This is a genomic window from Salimicrobium jeotgali (assembly GCF_001685435.2).
GTDB lineage: Bacteria > Bacillota > Bacilli > Bacillales > Halobacillaceae > Salimicrobium > Salimicrobium album.
Map to the genome: position 1 here is coordinate 2,444,236 of NZ_CP011361.2, position 16,896 is coordinate 2,461,131.

18 protein-coding genes are annotated in these 16,896 nt (G+C 48.1%); 6 read left to right on the forward strand and 12 right to left on the reverse strand.

The genetic code is table 11. The features are described from left to right. Positions 1–10: 10 nt before the first annotated feature. Positions 11–649 carry an ABC transporter ATP-binding protein gene (locus AAV35_RS12280; RefSeq protein WP_008591180.1) on the forward strand — a complete coding sequence of 213 codons (639 nt, stop codon included), beginning with the start codon at positions 11–13 and terminating at the stop codon, positions 647–649. Positions 650–865: 216 nt separating this feature from the next. Here AAV35_RS12280 and AAV35_RS12285 read toward each other — a convergent pair whose 3' ends face one another. After that, positions 866–1,144, reverse strand: a complete 279-nt coding sequence (locus AAV35_RS12285) for a hypothetical protein (protein ID WP_008591178.1) — start codon at positions 1,142–1,144, stop codon at positions 866–868. Positions 1,145–1,597: 453 nt separating this feature from the next. On the opposite strand from AAV35_RS12285, the gene AAV35_RS12290 reads away from it, so the two are divergent. Then, positions 1,598–2,260, forward strand: a complete 663-nt coding sequence (locus AAV35_RS12290) for a type 1 glutamine amidotransferase domain-containing protein (RefSeq protein ID WP_008591176.1) — start codon at positions 1,598–1,600, stop codon at positions 2,258–2,260. A 57-nt stretch (positions 2,261–2,317) separates the two neighbouring features. Here the strand turns inward: AAV35_RS12290 and AAV35_RS12295 are convergent, their stop codons facing one another. From AAV35_RS12295 to AAV35_RS12305, 3 genes are all read right to left on the reverse strand, one after another. Then, on the reverse strand, positions 2,318–3,436 hold the full coding sequence (locus tag AAV35_RS12295) for an NAD(P)/FAD-dependent oxidoreductase (protein WP_008591173.1): 1,119 nt from the start codon (positions 3,434–3,436) through the stop codon (positions 2,318–2,320). Between the two features lie 62 nt (positions 3,437–3,498). Continuing rightward, on the reverse strand, positions 3,499–3,678 hold the full coding sequence (locus tag AAV35_RS12300; protein ID WP_040609596.1) for a hypothetical protein: 180 nt from the start codon (positions 3,676–3,678) through the stop codon (positions 3,499–3,501). Positions 3,679–3,738: 60 nt separating this feature from the next. Next, positions 3,739–4,152 carry an RDD family protein gene (locus AAV35_RS12305; RefSeq protein WP_008591171.1) on the reverse strand — a complete coding sequence of 138 codons (414 nt, stop codon included), beginning with the start codon at positions 4,150–4,152 and terminating at the stop codon, positions 3,739–3,741. Between the two features lie 86 nt (positions 4,153–4,238). On the opposite strand from AAV35_RS12305, the gene AAV35_RS12310 reads away from it, so the two are divergent. Next, a complete protein-coding gene (locus AAV35_RS12310; RefSeq protein ID WP_008591170.1) occupies positions 4,239–4,757 on the forward strand; it encodes a YiiX/YebB-like N1pC/P60 family cysteine hydrolase in 519 nt (172 codons plus the stop codon). Between the two features lie 46 nt (positions 4,758–4,803). Here the strand turns inward: AAV35_RS12310 and AAV35_RS12315 are convergent, their stop codons facing one another. The 4 genes from AAV35_RS12315 to trxB all read right to left on the reverse strand — a co-directional run bounded on the left by AAV35_RS12315 (position 4,804) and on the right by trxB (position 10,423). After that, a complete protein-coding gene (locus AAV35_RS12315; protein WP_008591168.1) occupies positions 4,804–5,727 on the reverse strand; it encodes an MBL fold metallo-hydrolase in 924 nt (307 codons plus the stop codon). 133 nt (positions 5,728–5,860) lie between these two features. Then, a complete protein-coding gene (gene cydC / locus AAV35_RS12320; protein ID WP_008591166.1) occupies positions 5,861–7,570 on the reverse strand; it encodes a thiol reductant ABC exporter subunit CydC in 1,710 nt (569 codons plus the stop codon). Next, positions 7,567–9,297: a thiol reductant ABC exporter subunit CydD gene (gene cydD / locus AAV35_RS12325; RefSeq protein ID WP_008591164.1), complete on the reverse strand. Its 1,731-nt coding sequence runs from the start codon at positions 9,295–9,297 to the stop codon at positions 7,567–7,569. The genes cydC and cydD overlap by 4 nt, the downstream gene beginning before the upstream one ends. A gap of 172 nt (positions 9,298–9,469) precedes the next feature. Next, positions 9,470–10,423, reverse strand: a complete 954-nt coding sequence (trxB, locus tag AAV35_RS12330) for a thioredoxin-disulfide reductase (RefSeq protein WP_008591162.1) — start codon at positions 10,421–10,423, stop codon at positions 9,470–9,472. A gap of 143 nt (positions 10,424–10,566) precedes the next feature. Here trxB and AAV35_RS12335 point away from each other — a divergent pair, with 143 nt between their 5' ends. The 3 genes from AAV35_RS12335 (at position 10,567) to AAV35_RS12345 (ending at position 14,104) form a co-directional block, all read left to right on the forward strand. Continuing rightward, complete coding sequence (locus AAV35_RS12335) at positions 10,567–11,775, forward strand: Bcr/CflA family efflux MFS transporter (RefSeq protein ID WP_008591160.1); 1,209 nt, start codon at positions 10,567–10,569, stop codon at positions 11,773–11,775. Positions 11,776–11,837: 62 nt separating this feature from the next. Continuing rightward, positions 11,838–12,692, forward strand: a complete 855-nt coding sequence (locus AAV35_RS12340) for a dimethylarginine dimethylaminohydrolase family protein (protein ID WP_008591158.1) — start codon at positions 11,838–11,840, stop codon at positions 12,690–12,692. A 188-nt stretch (positions 12,693–12,880) separates the two neighbouring features. After that, entirely contained in the window at positions 12,881–14,104 is a 1,224-nt protein-coding gene (locus tag AAV35_RS12345; protein WP_008591156.1) for a carboxylate--amine ligase, read from the forward strand. Between the two features lie 355 nt (positions 14,105–14,459). On the opposite strand, the gene arsC is transcribed toward AAV35_RS12345, so the two are convergent. The 4 genes from arsC to copZ form a co-directional block, all read right to left on the reverse strand. After that, a complete protein-coding gene (gene arsC / locus AAV35_RS12350; protein ID WP_008591155.1) occupies positions 14,460–14,879 on the reverse strand; it encodes an arsenate reductase (thioredoxin) in 420 nt (139 codons plus the stop codon). Between the two features lie 15 nt (positions 14,880–14,894). Beyond that, on the reverse strand, positions 14,895–16,187 hold the full coding sequence (locus AAV35_RS12355; protein WP_008591153.1) for an arsenic transporter: 1,293 nt from the start codon (positions 16,185–16,187) through the stop codon (positions 14,895–14,897). An 18-nt stretch (positions 16,188–16,205) separates the two neighbouring features. Then, complete coding sequence (locus AAV35_RS12360) at positions 16,206–16,550, reverse strand: ArsR/SmtB family transcription factor (RefSeq protein ID WP_008591152.1); 345 nt, start codon at positions 16,548–16,550, stop codon at positions 16,206–16,208. 110 nt (positions 16,551–16,660) lie between these two features. Further along, positions 16,661–16,864: a copper chaperone CopZ gene (gene copZ, locus AAV35_RS12365; RefSeq protein ID WP_008591150.1), complete on the reverse strand. Its 204-nt coding sequence runs from the start codon at positions 16,862–16,864 to the stop codon at positions 16,661–16,663. Between the last annotated feature and the right edge of the window lie 32 nt (positions 16,865–16,896).

A 16,896-nucleotide genomic window follows, 5' to 3' on the forward strand; every position in this document is an offset into this window, starting at 1 on the left:
AGGTATTTCAATGTCTGGTATATCCCTTAAAAACATAAGCAAATCTTATAAAGGCACCACCATCTTTAATTCTATAAACCTTGAAATCGAAAAAGGAAAAATACATGGTATTATTGGACCAAATGGATCCGGAAAGTCAGTTCTTTTCAAAATCATTTGCGGTTTTATTTTCCCTGATTCAGGTGAAATATCAGTAAAAGGTCAAGACATTGGTAAATCAAAACGCTTCCCAGAGAACACCGGAATCATTATAGATAGACCTGGGTATATTGCAAACAAGACTGGATATGAAAATTTAAAGGAACTAGCGCTAATCAACAACAAGATTTCTGATTCGCAAATTAAAAGCACTATGGAAATCGTCGGATTAAAGTCCTCCTTGACTGAAAAGGTTAAAAACTATTCTTTGGGGATGAAGCAGAAATTAGCTATTGCTCAAGCAATTATGGAGAACCAGCAACTTCTTATTTTGGACGAACCATTTAATGCTCTCGACGTGGATAGTGTAAAAAATATCAGAGAATTACTATTGAAGTACAAAAACGAAGGGCGAACCATTTTAATTACTAGCCACAACAATGAAGATATTAATATTCTCTGCGATCATGTTTACAGAATTAATAACGAAAATTTAGAACAAGTATATTAAAGGAAAGCTCATCCTCCAAATGGCCTGGGACATAAAATTCTGGACGCTGCAACTGGATTGTGAAAAACGAAAACTTCCGATTAGAAGCGCTGGCGTAAGCAGGATGCTTACTTTTCGGGCTACTTTCCCCGAAAATAAGGGTTCTGCTTAGGACATGAGCTTCTGGAAGTTGCAGCTGGATCATAAAAAGCGGAGCCACCCAATTCTGAAAAAACATTACAAGTAAAAAAAACTAATTCCCAACGCAAACCAAAGTAAAGCAAATAAAAACTCTAAAAGATATTCTTTCCTGGGTTTCTTATGAAAAATTTTATCAATACCATCGATCACAGACCCAATCGCTGCCAAAATAAAGATCCATTTTAACGAAGCTGGACCAAAACCATTGATAAGGTTAAAAATAAATATACTTGCCATCAAAATCGCAATAGATGCCCTGATTATTATCATCGGTTTAGTAATTTCCTCTTTTTCTTTTTGAAAAAACAATCCCATTTCCGACACCTTCCCTTTCGTCTCGAGTTCAATAACTTATCTAAAGAATATAGTTCTTATATAAGTTGAACTATCGTTTCATAGTCCGAGGCAGTAACGAGCAATGAGATCTTCGCGACACTACTGGTCATTCTTTTATCCTTACCTAAAATTAAATTGTGTATGACGTCGCCTTCCACCATTTCTGAAAGCCCTCCATCAACTCAAACTCATTAAGTAATCTCACTGCACCTGTCGTAGCTCGCATCTGTGACTACTACTGTATGCTACACGAACTTCTACTCCATTTTGGCGGCTATTTACGCTAACATCAAAACTTTCGTAATCTACGCCAAGATTTTTCAACTATTCGATCATGGACTTCTGGGTGGCAGGGATTGTTTAACATTTACGGCAACTTGGGTATACATAGGTTGTGAGCAACAAACCAGAAAACAAGGAGTGTTTACAGATATGAGTAAGAAAGTACTAATGATCGTAACGAACCATGATAAAATCAATGAAGAGACACCGACAGGAATCTGGCTTTCAGAATTCGCCGAAGCCTATAATGAATTCAAACAGCACGGCTTCGATGTAACGGTAGCCAGCCCAAGCGGCGGTCAGTCTCCGGTAGACCCGAACAGTGTAAGCGATGACGAGCCTCAGGAAAATCTGGATGCTAAACCGATGCTCGAAAACACAACGCCTATCAGCAGTCTGAACGCAGAAGACTTCGATGCGGTTTTCCTACCAGGCGGTCACGGCACTATGTTCGACTTCCCGGATAACGAAAAACTTCAGAGTATGCTGAGAGAAACGTACGAATCCAAGAAACCGCTGGCTGCCGTATGCCACGGGCCTGCTGCTCTCGTGAACGTAAAACTTTCGGACGGACAGTATATCGTACAGGGCAAAAGCGTCAATGCGTTCACGGACGCGGAAGAAGCGGACACTACGCTTGATCAGCACATGCCTTTCCTTCTTGAAAGCAAACTGCGGGAACGTGGTGCACATTTCCTTTCCGCACCGAACTGGTCCGAGCATGTAGAAACAGACGGAAATCTGATCACCGGTCAGAACCCTCAGTCTACAGTAGCAGTAGCGAAAGAGTTCGTACGCACGCTGCAAAAATAAAAACGCGTCTCCTCGAACAAAAGCGCGATTTCCTCAATTGGGGAAATCGCGCTTTTTCTATTCCATAATCTGTTCAACTGTGTAATCCGACGGATCCAGCTCCGTTTCCTCACCGATGACAAGACGGGCAAGCTCCGCCCCGATGTACGGGCCTGCCGTGAGACCCGAGGCACCGAGACCGTTAGCGATATACAGACCTTCCACACCCGGCGCTTTCCCGTATACGGGCATCGATCCGGGAGTGTAGGGCCGAAAGCCGATTTTTGCAGCATGGAATTCCATATTCTCAAGGCCCGGCGCCACCTCGATCATTTTACTGATGATTTCCTGAAGCAAAGAAGCACGGACACCGTGATCGAACCCTTCGTCCGAGGACTGGGTGGCTCCGCTGACGATTCTCCCGTCTTCAAAGGTGAGCATATATTTATTGCCCGGCGGAAGCAATACCGGCCAGTTTCCCGTATCCGCTCCCGGCATATCAAGATGAGCGATCAGAGCTTTCTGGGGCCCGGCTTCCACGTGAAGTCCAAGCGGGGAAAGCAGTTCCTTCGCCCAGGCGCCGTTAGCCGCAATCACCTGGTCCGCTTCGTAATGAGTGCCGTCCACGCTTGCGCCACAGACCCGGTTTTCTTTATGCAGAAGTTCTGCCGATCCCTCTACAAACGTAACGCCGAGTTTCTTCCCGGCACGAATTAACGCATCCCGGACTTCCCGTCCGTTCACCCGGGCCGCCCCGCTCACATGGACACCGGCGTAAGCTTCGTCCAGAGGCGGGAAATATTCTTTCGGTTTCCCGTGGTCAAGATATGTGACTTCCCCCATTTCCGGGGTATATTCCTTTTTGGCTAATGCCCGTTCGTACATATCCCGGGCCTTCTCTTCTTTCTGGTGCATTTTTATGGCACCGACCTGCTTGTAGCCTGTATTCGTCTCTCCCATATCTTCAAGTTCACGGACTAGTTCCGGATAGTAACGTGCTCCTCCCGAGGCTAAACGATACCAGCGTTTATTCCTTCTTAAGGAAAGCCAGGGACAGATGATCCCGGCCGCCACCGCAGTAGCCTGCCCGTCATCGTTACGATCGATCACCGTTACCTCTTTTCCGGCTTTCCGTAAGTGATAGGCAGCGGAAGCACCAAGAATGCCTGCACCGATCACAATATAGCGCTCTGTCATAATGTCACACCTTCTTCTTAAATTTACACATAACGACATTGTACAGAAAGAAGAAGGCAACCTCAATCAGAGGGATGTCGGAGCCGGGCGCGTTTTTGTGCAATGTAATGATAGAAAGCTATCTCGGAAATGAAAACTGCGACGAAAAGCGCACCGACCAAGGGAAGCGGGCTGTCAATGATAATGAACAGAACCAGAAAGAAAACGAATGCCGTTATACCTGTCACCACGGGCACTTTCATAATGTTAACCTCCCTTTAACGAGCGTGTATTACTAATAAAATACCACGACAGGGAGGAAGTTAACCCTCTCCGTCGTGGATGACTTGTGTACCGGCTATCAAATCGTGTATCGCTCGTTTATCCTCGCGCAAACCTACCATAAAGGCACTGACGATCACGCCGATACCAATGGTGAGAACGTAGACGATTCCCCCCACTACGATACGAAGCAGCATGTTTCCGATGGTTACGTCCTCCCCGCTCACTTTTACGATACGGACACCCATCAGCTTCTTCCCTATGACATACCCCCGCCAGAAAACCGGAAGCAGTAAAGAGTAAAGAAATGATAGCGCATCGAGCGCAGATGCTTCACCCGCTCTGGTGATGTCCCCGTAAACGATGAACGCAAGAAGCGCCAGAATTACTCCGATGATGAGCGAGTCAAGAATATTCGCTCCCAAACGGACCCAGAAGCCTGCCGGCTGTTGCATATGTAATCCTTCCTTTCTGATTGTCTTTTCTTTCCTTCTCCTATACGATAGACGAAACAAAACGTTTCAAAAGGAGCCAGGTTCTCATGAAAAAAATCACAGCCGCCCTCATAACTTTCTTAAACGTACTTCTCTTTCTTAAACCGCGAAAAGCTGCAGCCCCGACCCCACGCCCCGAACTGAAACCGGGAGATCTTCTGTTTTCACCTATCGGAGAGAAAGATTCTTTCTATATCGGTCACGTCGGAATCGTCACAGAAGACGATAGCGTAATCCACTCCATTCCAAAAGGGCTTAAAAAAGACGATGCCGATCATTTTTTCCGCAAGTTCGCACGACTCTCCCTGTACCGCGCCAGGGATGAAGAAGCCGGGGCACGGGCGGCCGCTTTCGCCAAGCGCATTTATGAATCGAACCCCCGGGCACCCTACCGGTTCTTCACCGATCTGAAAAATACTGGTGGTAAACAGTACTGCACCAAACTGGTGTGGCAGGCGTATTACTACGGAGCAGGGATAAAATTAAAAAACTTTCCCCTCTTCGCAAGAGCCCTTCATCCGGAACTCATCAAAGATTCGCGGCATCTATATAAAGTCAGAACATAGGAAAGAGCGGCCTCCCTCGTGGAACCGCTCTTTCTTATATATTTTCCTAACTTTCTTTCCGCTTATAATCATATAACCCCATGGCACATACTTTCATATCCAGGCGGAGGATCTCGTATACGTCGTGATCATCCGGCACCCCATTCTCTCTCAGGTATCCGGATACTTTTTCAAATAGGCGGCTCTCCATCGCTTCCGCAGAGTCCTCCTGTCTGAGAGTTTCCACAAATACGGAAAGCCAGTCTTTCACCTGACTCAGTGCTTCCTCCGGCTCCTCCGTCATCCCGTAGTGACCGAAATAGAGACGTGATGGTTTCATGTGACGAAAACGCTGAATCTGTGCCGTCATCTCTTCCGGATTGAACTGGTTCGGAGACGTGGAGGGCAGATAAAAAGTCATGCCTTCTACCTGATGATATCTGATCCCGGCCGTATCTCCGGTGAAAATACCGTCGGTCACGGGGTCATAGATACCGAGGTGATGTTTGGCATGTCCTGGTGTATCAAAAAATTTCAGTTCCCTCTCATCATCTATCATGAGCACGTCTTCTTCCCCTTTTTCAATCACTTTCTCCTCCGGAACGGGATGAATCGGTGCGAACAATCGGTCGAAGTCCTCACCGTAGACGGCTCTCGCTCCCTTAATAAGCCGGGACGGATCCACGAGGTGGCGCTTTCCTTTCGGATGGACGATAAGTTCTGCATTGGGACAGGAGTCAAGCAGCAGTCCCGCTCCCCCGGCGTGATCCAGATGAACGTGGGTCACAATAACATATTTGACATCCTCAAGAGAAATACCGAGCGAATCGAGGCCCTCTCTGATTTTTTCGACCGAAGGAGCCGGACCGGTTTCAACCAGAGTCACATATTTGTTGTTAAGAACGTAAGTACCGGTTCTGCCTTCAAAGCCCATATCGTATCCGTCAATCAAATACGTGTCGTGTCCTAAATTGACTGGCTGTTCATTCATAGTAATCCCTCCTCTCCTCATACTACTAAAAAATGGATTCCTTTGTAAGGGCTTTCCTGACAGATGCTCCTATCTCCCCATGCCGGTCACGTAAAAAAAACGCCTCTCCGGAGGAAAGGCGTTTTGTTCCATGTCAGCCGATAAGCGTATTTTCGAGCTGCTTCATTCTGTAGAAGTACCCTTTCCATTCCATAAGTTCCTCATAACTTCCTTTTTCTATCACCTGGCCCTGTTCAACGACGACGATGTTATCCATCTGCTCAAGCCCTTTAAGATTATGGCTGATAAGAATAACCGTATCATGAACCGCTGTTTCCCAAAAGTCCTGCATCAGTTCTCTTTCGGTAAGGACGTCCACAGAGGAAAACGGTTCGTCAAGAATCCACGTACGGGCCGGTTTCAGGTAAATCCTGGCCAGCGCAAGCCGCTGTTTCTCTCCGCCCGACAGGTTCCCTCCTTTTTCCTCTACCGGATGTTCAGGGGACAGATGCGGCAGTTTCACACGCTCAAGCACTTCCTTCATTCTACGGTCATCGGCGTCTTCATCGGCAAGAAGAAGATTATCTCTGACCGTTCCATAAAAGAAATGACTTTCCTGTAAAATGGCGTTCACTTCTTTCCACACACTTTCCTGACTCACCCTCTGCATGTCTTTATCCTGTACTTTAATCCGTCCGGCTTCGGGCACGTCCATAGAAAGAAGGAGCTGCTGGATCGTCGACTTCCCTGACCCGCTGGCCCCGACGATGGCCGTTTTGGAGCCGGCAGGAAAAGAGATGGTCGCATCCTGAAGTACAGGAGTCAGACTTTCCGGAAAAGAGTAAGTTACATTCTCCATGGAAAACGAAAGCGGTCCGGATGGTTCGAGGGAGACATCTCCCGAGTGCCTGCCGGTCTGTCCGGGAAGGGAGAACAGGCGCTCCGCTGCGTTTCTGTTATCTTCCAGATGCCTAGGCACGTTCGCCATAGGACCGGCATCTTCAAATACCATGAGAGAAATCATGATGAACATGGCAAGGAAAATCCCGTCCAGCTCCCCGGCTCCGATCTGCCAGACGGAAACGAGAACAACAGCCCACGTCGCTGTCAGAGAAGCCAGCAGATTCCATCCTTCTCCGCCAGCCATCTGCAGCTGCTGCCGTTCATGAGCAGCTTCGTATGTCTCCATCGATTCCCTGAGATCGGCCTCTGTTTCCTCCTGTTTCTGATATATCTTCAAATCACGGAAGCCGTACAGCCACTCTGCAAGCTTCGTGGAGAGAATGCCACGACCTTCTCTTACGGAATATTGGCTCTTCCGCTGTTTCAGTGTAGCTATGAACGGAATCACCACTCCTACGATGACCAGGCCGAGAAAGAATAGGAGAGCGAGCATCCATGAGAAAAAAGTAGTGAAAATGATAGTGCTCAAAAACACGATGAGAAGCACAATCGGGGGATAATAAACCCGCAGGAAGAAGTTCTGCAGGCTCTCCACGTCCCCGATGACCCGTGCGAGAAGATCCCCGCTCCGGTATTTCCGGAATATGTGGGGCACTTCGGGTTCAAGCATTTCAAAAAATCGGGTCCGGATATGACTTAAAATCGTGAAGGTGGCCCGGTGCGAAAACAGCCGTTCTACATACCGCCCGAGCGCTCTTGTAAAACCGAACAGTTTCACCATGGCGATAACGATAATGAGCGTATACAGAGGCGGAGCGAGAGCAGCTTTTGAAATCAGGTATCCGCTGGCGCCGAAAAGCCCCACTGTCGTCAGGCCGGCCAGCACCCCAAATACGATGGAAAACCATATATCCTTCTTTTCTCTTGCTACAAGAGCCAATACAGTTCGCAGTTCCTTCATTGCACTTCCACTCCCTGGCTCGCCGTCGTCATCCGGCGGTATTCATCCACGGTGCCGAAAAGTTCTTCATGTGTTCCCTGACCTGCCACACGGCCGTCTTCCAGAAACAGAATTTCATCCGCTTCCCGTATAGTATGCAGGCGGTGGGCCACCGTAATCATCGTTGCGTGCTGCGACAGTTCCGTCAGTGATTCGCTCAGAATACGTTCCGTCTCCAGGTCCAGCCCGGTTGTAGGTTCATCGAGAAGAACGATGTACGGATCTTTCAGGAATGCCCGGGCGAGCGCCAGCCGCTGTTTTTCTCCTCCGGAAAGACCTCTTCCTCCTTCTCCTAACGGGGTATTCATCCCGTCTTCCAATCGCTGCGTCAACTCGTAAAGACCTGCTTTTCTCAAGGCGGTCTCCACTTCTTCCGGAGAAGGCCGTCCACCGGCTCCGATAATAATATTTTCTTTCAATGTTCCCGAGAAGATGTAGGGGTCCTGGGAAATATAGCTGACGTGATTCATCCATTCATCCTCACGATACTCATGCAGGTCCTCCTCTTCCACCTCGATCGTTCCTTCTTTCACCGGCATCAGTCCGCTGATCAGGTGTAGGAGCGTCGATTTTCCGGAACCGGTCCGTCCGGCAATTGCAAGGTTTTTCCCCGGCGTAAGGTCTACGCTGACAGGTCCGGTGTGAAACCCGTCTTCTCCGTAGCGGTACGTCACGTTACGAAGCGTGATGTGAGGCGGGCGGGATAAACGAAGCTCTTTCTCCCCCCACTGCATCTCGTCTTCCGGTTTATTGATTTCCTCAAAAACCTTCGACGCTGCTCCCATGCTTGTGCGACCCGTATGAAAAGCGAAACCGAGCTGCTTCAGATAGTTATAGAACTCGGGCGCGAGAATAAGAATGAAAAAAGCTGTGAAAAAGTTCATATTTTCAAATATGATCAGCTGCAGAGCGATTTCAAGAGCAATGAGCCCGATGCTCAACATAGAAATAAGTTCCAGCATGAGAGAAGACACGAACGCCGTTTTCAACACTTCCATCGTCGCATCGCGGAACCTCAGACTGCTGGTTTCAATCGTCTCTTTCTGGACTTTCGCTTTACGGAACAGTTTCAGCGTGGTCAGACCCTGCAAAATATCCAGAAACTTTCCGGAGAGCGCGTTCATTTCTTCCACCTTCTCCTCCGACTTCTCTTTCGTTTTCATCCCGATGATAATATAAAAAAGCGGGATGAAAGGGGAAGTCGCAAGGATGATGAAGGCAGAATTCAAATGAATCATTGCAATCGTGACAAATAGGAAAAAAGGGACGATCAGCGACTGTATCACCTGAGGTACGTAGCCACTGAAATAACTGTCCGTCTCTTCCACTGCATCCATGAACACGCTCACCCGTCGCCCGGCTTCCACCTGTCCGGATTCCCCGACGGATGCTCCAGATATTTTGTGAAGCAGCCGTTCTCTCATCATACGTTTGGCTCCAGAGGCCAGCCGGACCCCGGTACGGGCTATCGCAGTACTGACACCCGTACGGAGCCACAATACTCCGAGCAGGAGTGTCAGCGGTACGAGCACAGCCGACAGACCTCCCCCTTCTATAAAAACGCGGTCCACGATTGTAACGAACAGATACCCCTGCCCGATAATACTTACAGCCAGCAGTAGGGCAGCGAGAACAATCACCGAAACTTTTTTCCACTCTTTTTTCAACAGCAGATTCCATTCTTTCATTCCCGTTACCGCCTTTCCAACGTGAATCATTTCACAATTAATTATACGCGATACAGCAGGGAATTTAAAGAAAAGCAGTTCTTCTTCATGGACCTATAAAAAACCGGCCCGGGAACGTTCCATCATTTAAGATGTACCGCCTCCGGACCGGTTCAGTGTTCTGTTTTTTATTTTACGATAAAGTCTGACTCCAGTCGATAACTGCTTCGCCTTCCAGAAAACGTTCGGCGTCCATCGCTGCCATGCAACCTGTACCGGCAGCTGTAACCGCCTGACGATACTTCGCATCCTGCACATCACCGCAGGCGAATATACCATCTACGTTCGTATTGGTCGTTCCGGGATCCACGAGCAGATACCCTTTTTCATCCATGTCCAGTTTTCCTCTCACGAACTCCGTATTCGGATTGTGGCCGATAGCTACGAATACTCCGTCCGTTTCAATGACTTCTTCTTCTCCTGTATCGTTATCCTGCACTTTGAGTCCACTTATCTTCAGACCGTCCGACTGCATTTCCACCGGTGACTTATTAAGTGCCCACGTTATTTTTTCGTTGGCTTTGGCACGGTCCTGCATGATTTTGGAAGCTCTCAGTTCGTTGCGCCGGTGGACGATCTGCACTTCCCTTGCAAACTTCGTCAAAAAGTTCGCTTCTTCCATCGCGGAATCTCCGCCCCCGACTACAACCAGTTTCTTATCGCGGAAAAAGAAGCCGTCACACGTAGCGCAGGTGCTTACGCCTTTCCCTATGTTCTCTTTCTCCCCGGGAATTCCGAGCATTTTGGCGGAGGCCCCGGTAGAGATAAGCAGGCTTCTCGTTTCAATATCCTCCATACCGTTGATTTTCAGTTTGAAAGGGCGGTCGGAAGTATCCACCTCTTCCACCCATCCTCTTTTGAATTCGGCTCCGAAACGTTCGGCCTGTTTCTTCATATCATCCATCAGCTGCGGACCCATAATACCGTCCGCAAAACCGGGGTAGTTCTCCACTTCCGTAGTCAGGGTAAGCTGCCCTCCCGGTTCCGGTCCTTCGATGACCAGCGGTTCCATATTCGCGCGGGCCAGGTAAATCGCTGCTGTAAGTCCTGCAGGTCCTGTGCCGAGTATAACTGTCTTATATGTCATAAATGACCCCTCCTATAAATCTTCCTACTCCCCCATACCCTCCTCGGTAGAAAAACATTCATTTTTTTATGGGTAAGGGTTAGCATATTGTGACACAGAGGTATAAAATGGAGGGATATAACGACAAAAGAGGTGTTCAATCCATGTTACATAATCCGACCGGAAAGGAACGTTTCGGCCTGGCCCTTCTGCTTGGAATGCTGGGGATTATGGGGCCGCTCAATATAGATATGTATTTACCGAGTTTCCCGGGAATCGCCCGGGACCTCGCGACGACCGCTTCCATGGTCCAGCTGAGCTTAACCGCCTGCCTCATCGGACTTGCGATAGGTCAAATCGTTGTCGGCCCCATCAGTGATGCTTCGGGCAGAAAAAGACCGCTCACAGTTTTCCTGTTTCTGTTCGCTATCGCATCCCTGCTCTGTGCGCTTGCTCCGAATATTTATATTCTCATCATCGCAAGATTTCTCCAGGGATTCACGGCCTCCGCAGGAGTCGTCCTGTCCCGTGCTGTCGTCCGTGACGTGTTCGACGGGAGGGAGCTGACGAAATTTTTCGCTCTTCTGATGGTCATCAATGCTACAGCACCGATGATTGCACCGATGGCCGGCGGAGCGATTTTATGGTTCCCTTTTTCTTCATGGCACACGATTTTTTACTTTCTCTCCTTACTCGGCCTGATTATCGTATTTACCGTGACGTGGAAACTGCCGGAGACGCTCCCGAAAGAAAGAAGGACCCCGAGTTCCGTCGGTGCTTCCGTAAAAACGATCGGGCGGCTGCTCGTGGATCGCTCCTTCATCGGCTACGCTCTCACAATCGGCTTCGTTCACGGAGGAAGCTTCGCCTACGTATCGGGTACACCGTTCGTTTATCAGGGGATCTACGGAGTGAGTCCCCAAGTGTTTAGTATCCTGTTCGGAATTAACGGGCTTGCCATTATTACAGGGAGCTTTCTGATCGGACGTCTCGGAGGGATCATCCACGAGCGGAAACTGCTCCAGACCGCCGTCATTACTGCTGTGGCTGCGACGTTTTTTCTCCTGATCATGACGATCACGAAAGGACCTCTGCCCACTCTCGTCATATCCATCTTCATTTATATGACTTGCATGGGGATGGTACTTACCAGTACTTTTACCCTGGCTATGGAGAAACAGGGGCACCGGGCCGGGAGTGCAAGTGCCGTACTCGGCATGCTTCCTCTCCTGTTCGGGGCTGCCGCTTCACCGCTCGCCGGACTGGATGAATCGACAGCCGTGCCTATGGGGCTCATTCTGTTTTCGACTTCCTCACTCGGCCTCGTTACTTTCTTTACGTTAGCCCGGCCTTACGCAGTCAAAAAGGTCTGAACGTTTGACAGGAAGCCCGAGGGGGAAAACAGAGGTACCTTAACTCAGGAGGAGAAGAGCTTATGGAAGAAACTGCACCCCACTCCCGTGTAAGCTGTACCAACGAATACGGCTCTTTAAAAAAAGTGATTGTCACCCCGCCCGATTATATGAAAATAACGGAACCGATCAATGAAACACAAAAACACTATAAAAATTCGAACATAAACCGGGAACGTGCCGCCGGTGAACATGCCGGTTTCCTGGATATACTGCGAAAAAACGGAGTTGAAGTCCTTGAGTTACCGGCTTTCCCGGATCTCCCCGAACAGGTTTTCACAAGAGATGTTGCTTTTGCTGTCGGAGAAAGGCTGGTCCTCGCTTCTATGGAAGAACCCGTACGTCAGGGCGAATCCGAAAGACTGAAAGAATGGCTTGATATGTACTCCATCCCTTATGAAAGTTCCCCGGACGGTCACATTGAAGGAGGCGACGTTCTCACAGACGGGGACGTTATATGGGTGGGACGTGCCAAACGTACATCCAGCGACGCAGTGAAAGATTTGAAGAAGAGGTTCCCCGGCTATTCGGTCGAACCCCTGCCGCTGGAAGAAGACATACTTCACCTCGACTGTGTCCTTTCCATCCTGGATCAGGAAACTGCCATCGTTTATCCTCCCGCTTTCTCAGAAGGGGGACTCCGGAAAATTAAAACCCGGTATCCGGTTACGATACCGGTCACAGAGAACGAACGGTTTTACATGGGACCTAACATCCTGTCTCTCGGAAACCGCACCGTAGTCAGCCTCCCTTTCCAGGAAAGAATGAACAACGAATTACGTTCACTCGGATTCCACGTTATCGAACATGATTTTTCGGAAATCATTAAATCAGGCGGTTCCTTCCGCTGCTGCACCCTGCCGCTGATCAGAGATTGAAAAGGCGCACCCTGCTTACCCCTGAATTCCTGCACCCAGTGTTTTCATAAAGGGGCAAAGTTGTCTAGAATGTAAATGAAAACGATGTTACAATAATTCTTGGCTTACCAACCGTTTATACAGGAGCTTCCGGACTATTATTTCAGTTAGGGCTTTTTATCTATAAAATAACGAAAAAGGAGTCCATTATGCTCAAAAAACAACCATTTATTCCCGTAATCCTCGGAGCGAATATAGGCACATACAGTATTGCCCGCTCCTTTCACGAAGCCTACAATGTAAAATCGATCAGTCTGTCCAGACAGATAGCAGGACCAATAGATAAATCATCTATTATTGTTCCTATGACTGAGGATTCAATGGGAGACGAGAGTATTTTACTGGCGAAATTAAGAGAAATCGGCGGTATGTATCCGGAACAATCCAAAATACTTATCGGAAGCAACGACTGGCATATCGAATCCATCGTTGATTTCCATGGGAAGCTTGGCGATGACTGGGTTATTCCGTATGTGGACAATCAGACGCTTCAAAAAATAATCCATAAGACAAGTTTCTATGATATTTGTGAAAAAACAGGGGTCCCTTACCCGAAATACACCTATTTGAATGATGACGCCTCTCCGGGCGACGATGTGAACTTTTCCTTCCCCGTGGTCATCAAGCCCACCGACCGGGCCCTGTATGAATCCACTGATTTCGAAGGTAAGAAAAAAGTTTTCATTTGTGAGAACCGGGAGGAACTTGAGGATGTCACTGCCAGACTCAAAAAAGCCGGTCTTCATAAAAGTGTCATCCTTCAGGAATATGTACCTGGGGATGATTCAGCGATGAGGATATTGACTTTATATGTGGGACAGGATGGCGAAACGAAACTGGCTTCGTATGGTCAGGTGCTGCTCGAAGACCACACGCCAGGCGGAAGAGGGAACCCTTTGGCTATCAGAACGTTCAGTAACGACGAAGTAGTCGAACACGCGAAGAAAATCGTGGAACACACCGGTTTCACAGGAATTGCGAACTTTGATATTAAGTATGACCAGAGAGACGGAAAGTATAAATTTTTCGAACTCAACCCGCGCCTGGGACGAAGCAATTTTTATATGACAGTGGAAGGACACAACCCTGTAGAATATTATGTAGAAGAGCATCTGGAAAACCGGAAGATCACTCCTGTGAAAGCGGAAAACGAAAAGCTTTATACGGTCGTTCCCAAGAAACTTTTGCTGAAATACATCGCAGACAGCGAACTTAAGAAGACGATAAAGAGAATGTTCAAGGAAAATAGAGCTATAAATCCTATGTTTAATTTCAGTGTGGAGAAAAGTCCCAAACGACGTTTTTATGTATATGCTTCCACTATGAACTTTTATAAGAAATTCAAGCAGCACCCGCCTTTTGAAAAAGAATAAGTTCCCAATAAAACCAAACAGAGGCACCAGAACCGAACGATAGTTTTTCGGTTCTGGTGCCTCTGTTATTCATTAAATCATGGTCATAGACGCGGGTTCCGCTTTTCGTGATCCAGCTTCAGCGTCCAGAAATTCATGTCATAAGCAGCACGGATCAGTGGAAGGAAAAACCGCCTTTCACGTGACCGGTCTGCTTATGCCCTTGTTTCTAATCGGACGCTTACGCTTTTCTTGATCCAGCTGCAACTTCCAGAAGTCCGTAAGGTAAGCCGGCCCTCCTGTTTCGGGCCAGAGCACCCGAAGTCTGGAATACCTGCTTATCTTAGAACTTATAAGCGAATGGCTTCGCTTTTCTTTATGCTTCTTCGTCGGCGAATCGTTTTATTCTTTCTTCGATTTCGTCACGTACCCGGCGGAAGACTTCCCACTTCTTTTCTTCCGTTCCTTCTGCACGTGCCGGATCATCGAATCCCCAATGGTAGCGCACAACTTGAATAGGGGTCATCGGGCACTTGTCGTTCGCATCCCCGCACAGCGTAATTGCGTAAGCGGCGCGGTTCAACACGACGTCATCGATAACTTCCGACGACTGTCCGCTGATATCTATCCCTTTTTCCTCCATCGCCTCCACAGCTTTCGGGTTCAGCCCGTGCGCTTCGATTCCTGCTGATTTCACTTCATACCTGTCACCCAGATACTTTTCACCGAAACCCTCCGCCATCTGACTGCGGCAGGAATTCCCCGTACATAAAAAGTAGATTATCGGTTTACTCATAACGCATTCTCCTTTCTAAAGTATAAATGTAAGCCATAGATACAATCCGACCAGCGTAATGAACAGGGTAGGTACAGTAAGAACAATTCCTACTTTGAAATAGTATCCCCAGGAAATACGGAACCCCTTCATCGACAGTACGTGCAGCCACAGAAGCGTAGCCAGCGACCCGATAGGAGTAATTTTCGGACCGAGGTCAGAACCGATAACGTTCGCGTATATAAGAGATTCCCGAATTGCCCCCGAAGTATTCGTCTCCGCTATGGCCAAAGCATCGATCATAACGGTCGGCATATTGTTCATCACCGAGGAAAGAATCGCCGCAATGAAGCCCATCGACACCGTAGCAGAGAACATACCCTGGTTCGCCGCAGTCTGGATAACACCGGCCAGTATGTCCGTCAGTCCTGCATTACGGAGTCCGTATACGACGATATACATGCCGAGAGAGAAAAACACGATAGCCCACGGCGCTCCTTTGACCACATTCATCGTCTCGACAGCACTGCTTCTCCGGGCCATCAGCAGGAAAAAGACAGCGATGATGCCGGCAATGATGGAAACCGGAATGCCGAGCGGTTCACTGATAAAATACCCGATGAGCAGGAGACCGAGGACACCCCAGGACATACGGAACATCGCATGGTCCCTAATCGCTTCTTTCGGAAATTTCAGCTGACTCAAATCATAATGCTCCGGCATATCTTTGCGGAAAAACACGTACAGTACGATTATACTCGCAATCAGCGAGAACAGATTCGGTATAACCATCCGTGACGCATACTCGACGAACCCTATGTCGAAAAAGTCCGCAGATACGATGTTCACCAGATTACTTACGATAAATGGAAGAGAAGTCGTATCGGCAATGAAGCCGCTGGCCATGATAAAGGGAAGAAGCATCGCTTCTTTGAAATTCAGATTCCGCACCATCGCCAGTACAATCGGTGTAAGGATCAGCGCGGCCCCGTCGTTAGCAAAAAGAGCCGCTACCACTGCCCCTAGCAGCGTTACGTACACGAACATCAACTTTCCGTTACCTTTGGCAATCCGGGCCATATGTAAAGCTGCCCATTCGAAAAAACCGATTTCATCCAAAATTAAAGATATAAGTATAACTGCTACGAACGCAAGCGTTGCATTCCAGACGATACCCGTTACGTCCAGCACATCACCGAAATCCACTACTCCCAGTAGCAGGGCCACTATCGCCCCGGCACAGGCGGTCCATCCGATTCCGAGATTCTTCGGCTGCCAGATTACGAGAACCAGCGTTGCAAGAAATATCGCTGTTGCAAGTATTGCCAAAACATCGTCATCCTTCCTCTATTTACATTCAATTCTTTTTCCCTGTCTCTCAAGTTCTGCAATCTTTTCCGATTGGTCCGAGACGTGATCGATGACACCCAGGACAAGATCATACGCTTCATAGTTCTCATTCAGGGAATAGAACACCCACTGTCCCCGACGGTCTTCCTTCACGAGCTTTGCATCACGCAGTTTGCGCAGATGCTGACTTACAGAGGGCTGACTCATTTCAAGCACTTCCGTGAACTCACAGACACAGCACTCCCCATTTTTCAGCATACCTAGAATGGTAAGACGAGCTTTATCTCCGAGGAGTTTTAAAGCGGGCACCGCCTCTTCTATTTCCAGTCTTGTTTTCTTCAAACCTTCACCCCTCCCCCATTATATAAGTATATAATTATATAAGTAAATAACTTTTTATTTTCATATAAAACCCCCGGACGATTTGAAGTCGCCCGGGGGTGCTCTGTCTATTATTTCACGTCATAACCCTGTTCTTCCACAGCATCTTTCATCTGCTCATCCGTAACTTTTCCTTCTTCATACGTTACGTCCACTTTTCCGGTGTCGAGGGATACCTGAACTTCCTTTACACCGTCCAGTTCAGCAAGTGCCCCTTTAACTGCAGATTCACAATGTCCACACGTCATACCTTCAACATTCAATGTTTTTTCCATTATTATACCTCCTTGATAGTAGTGAAAGCCTT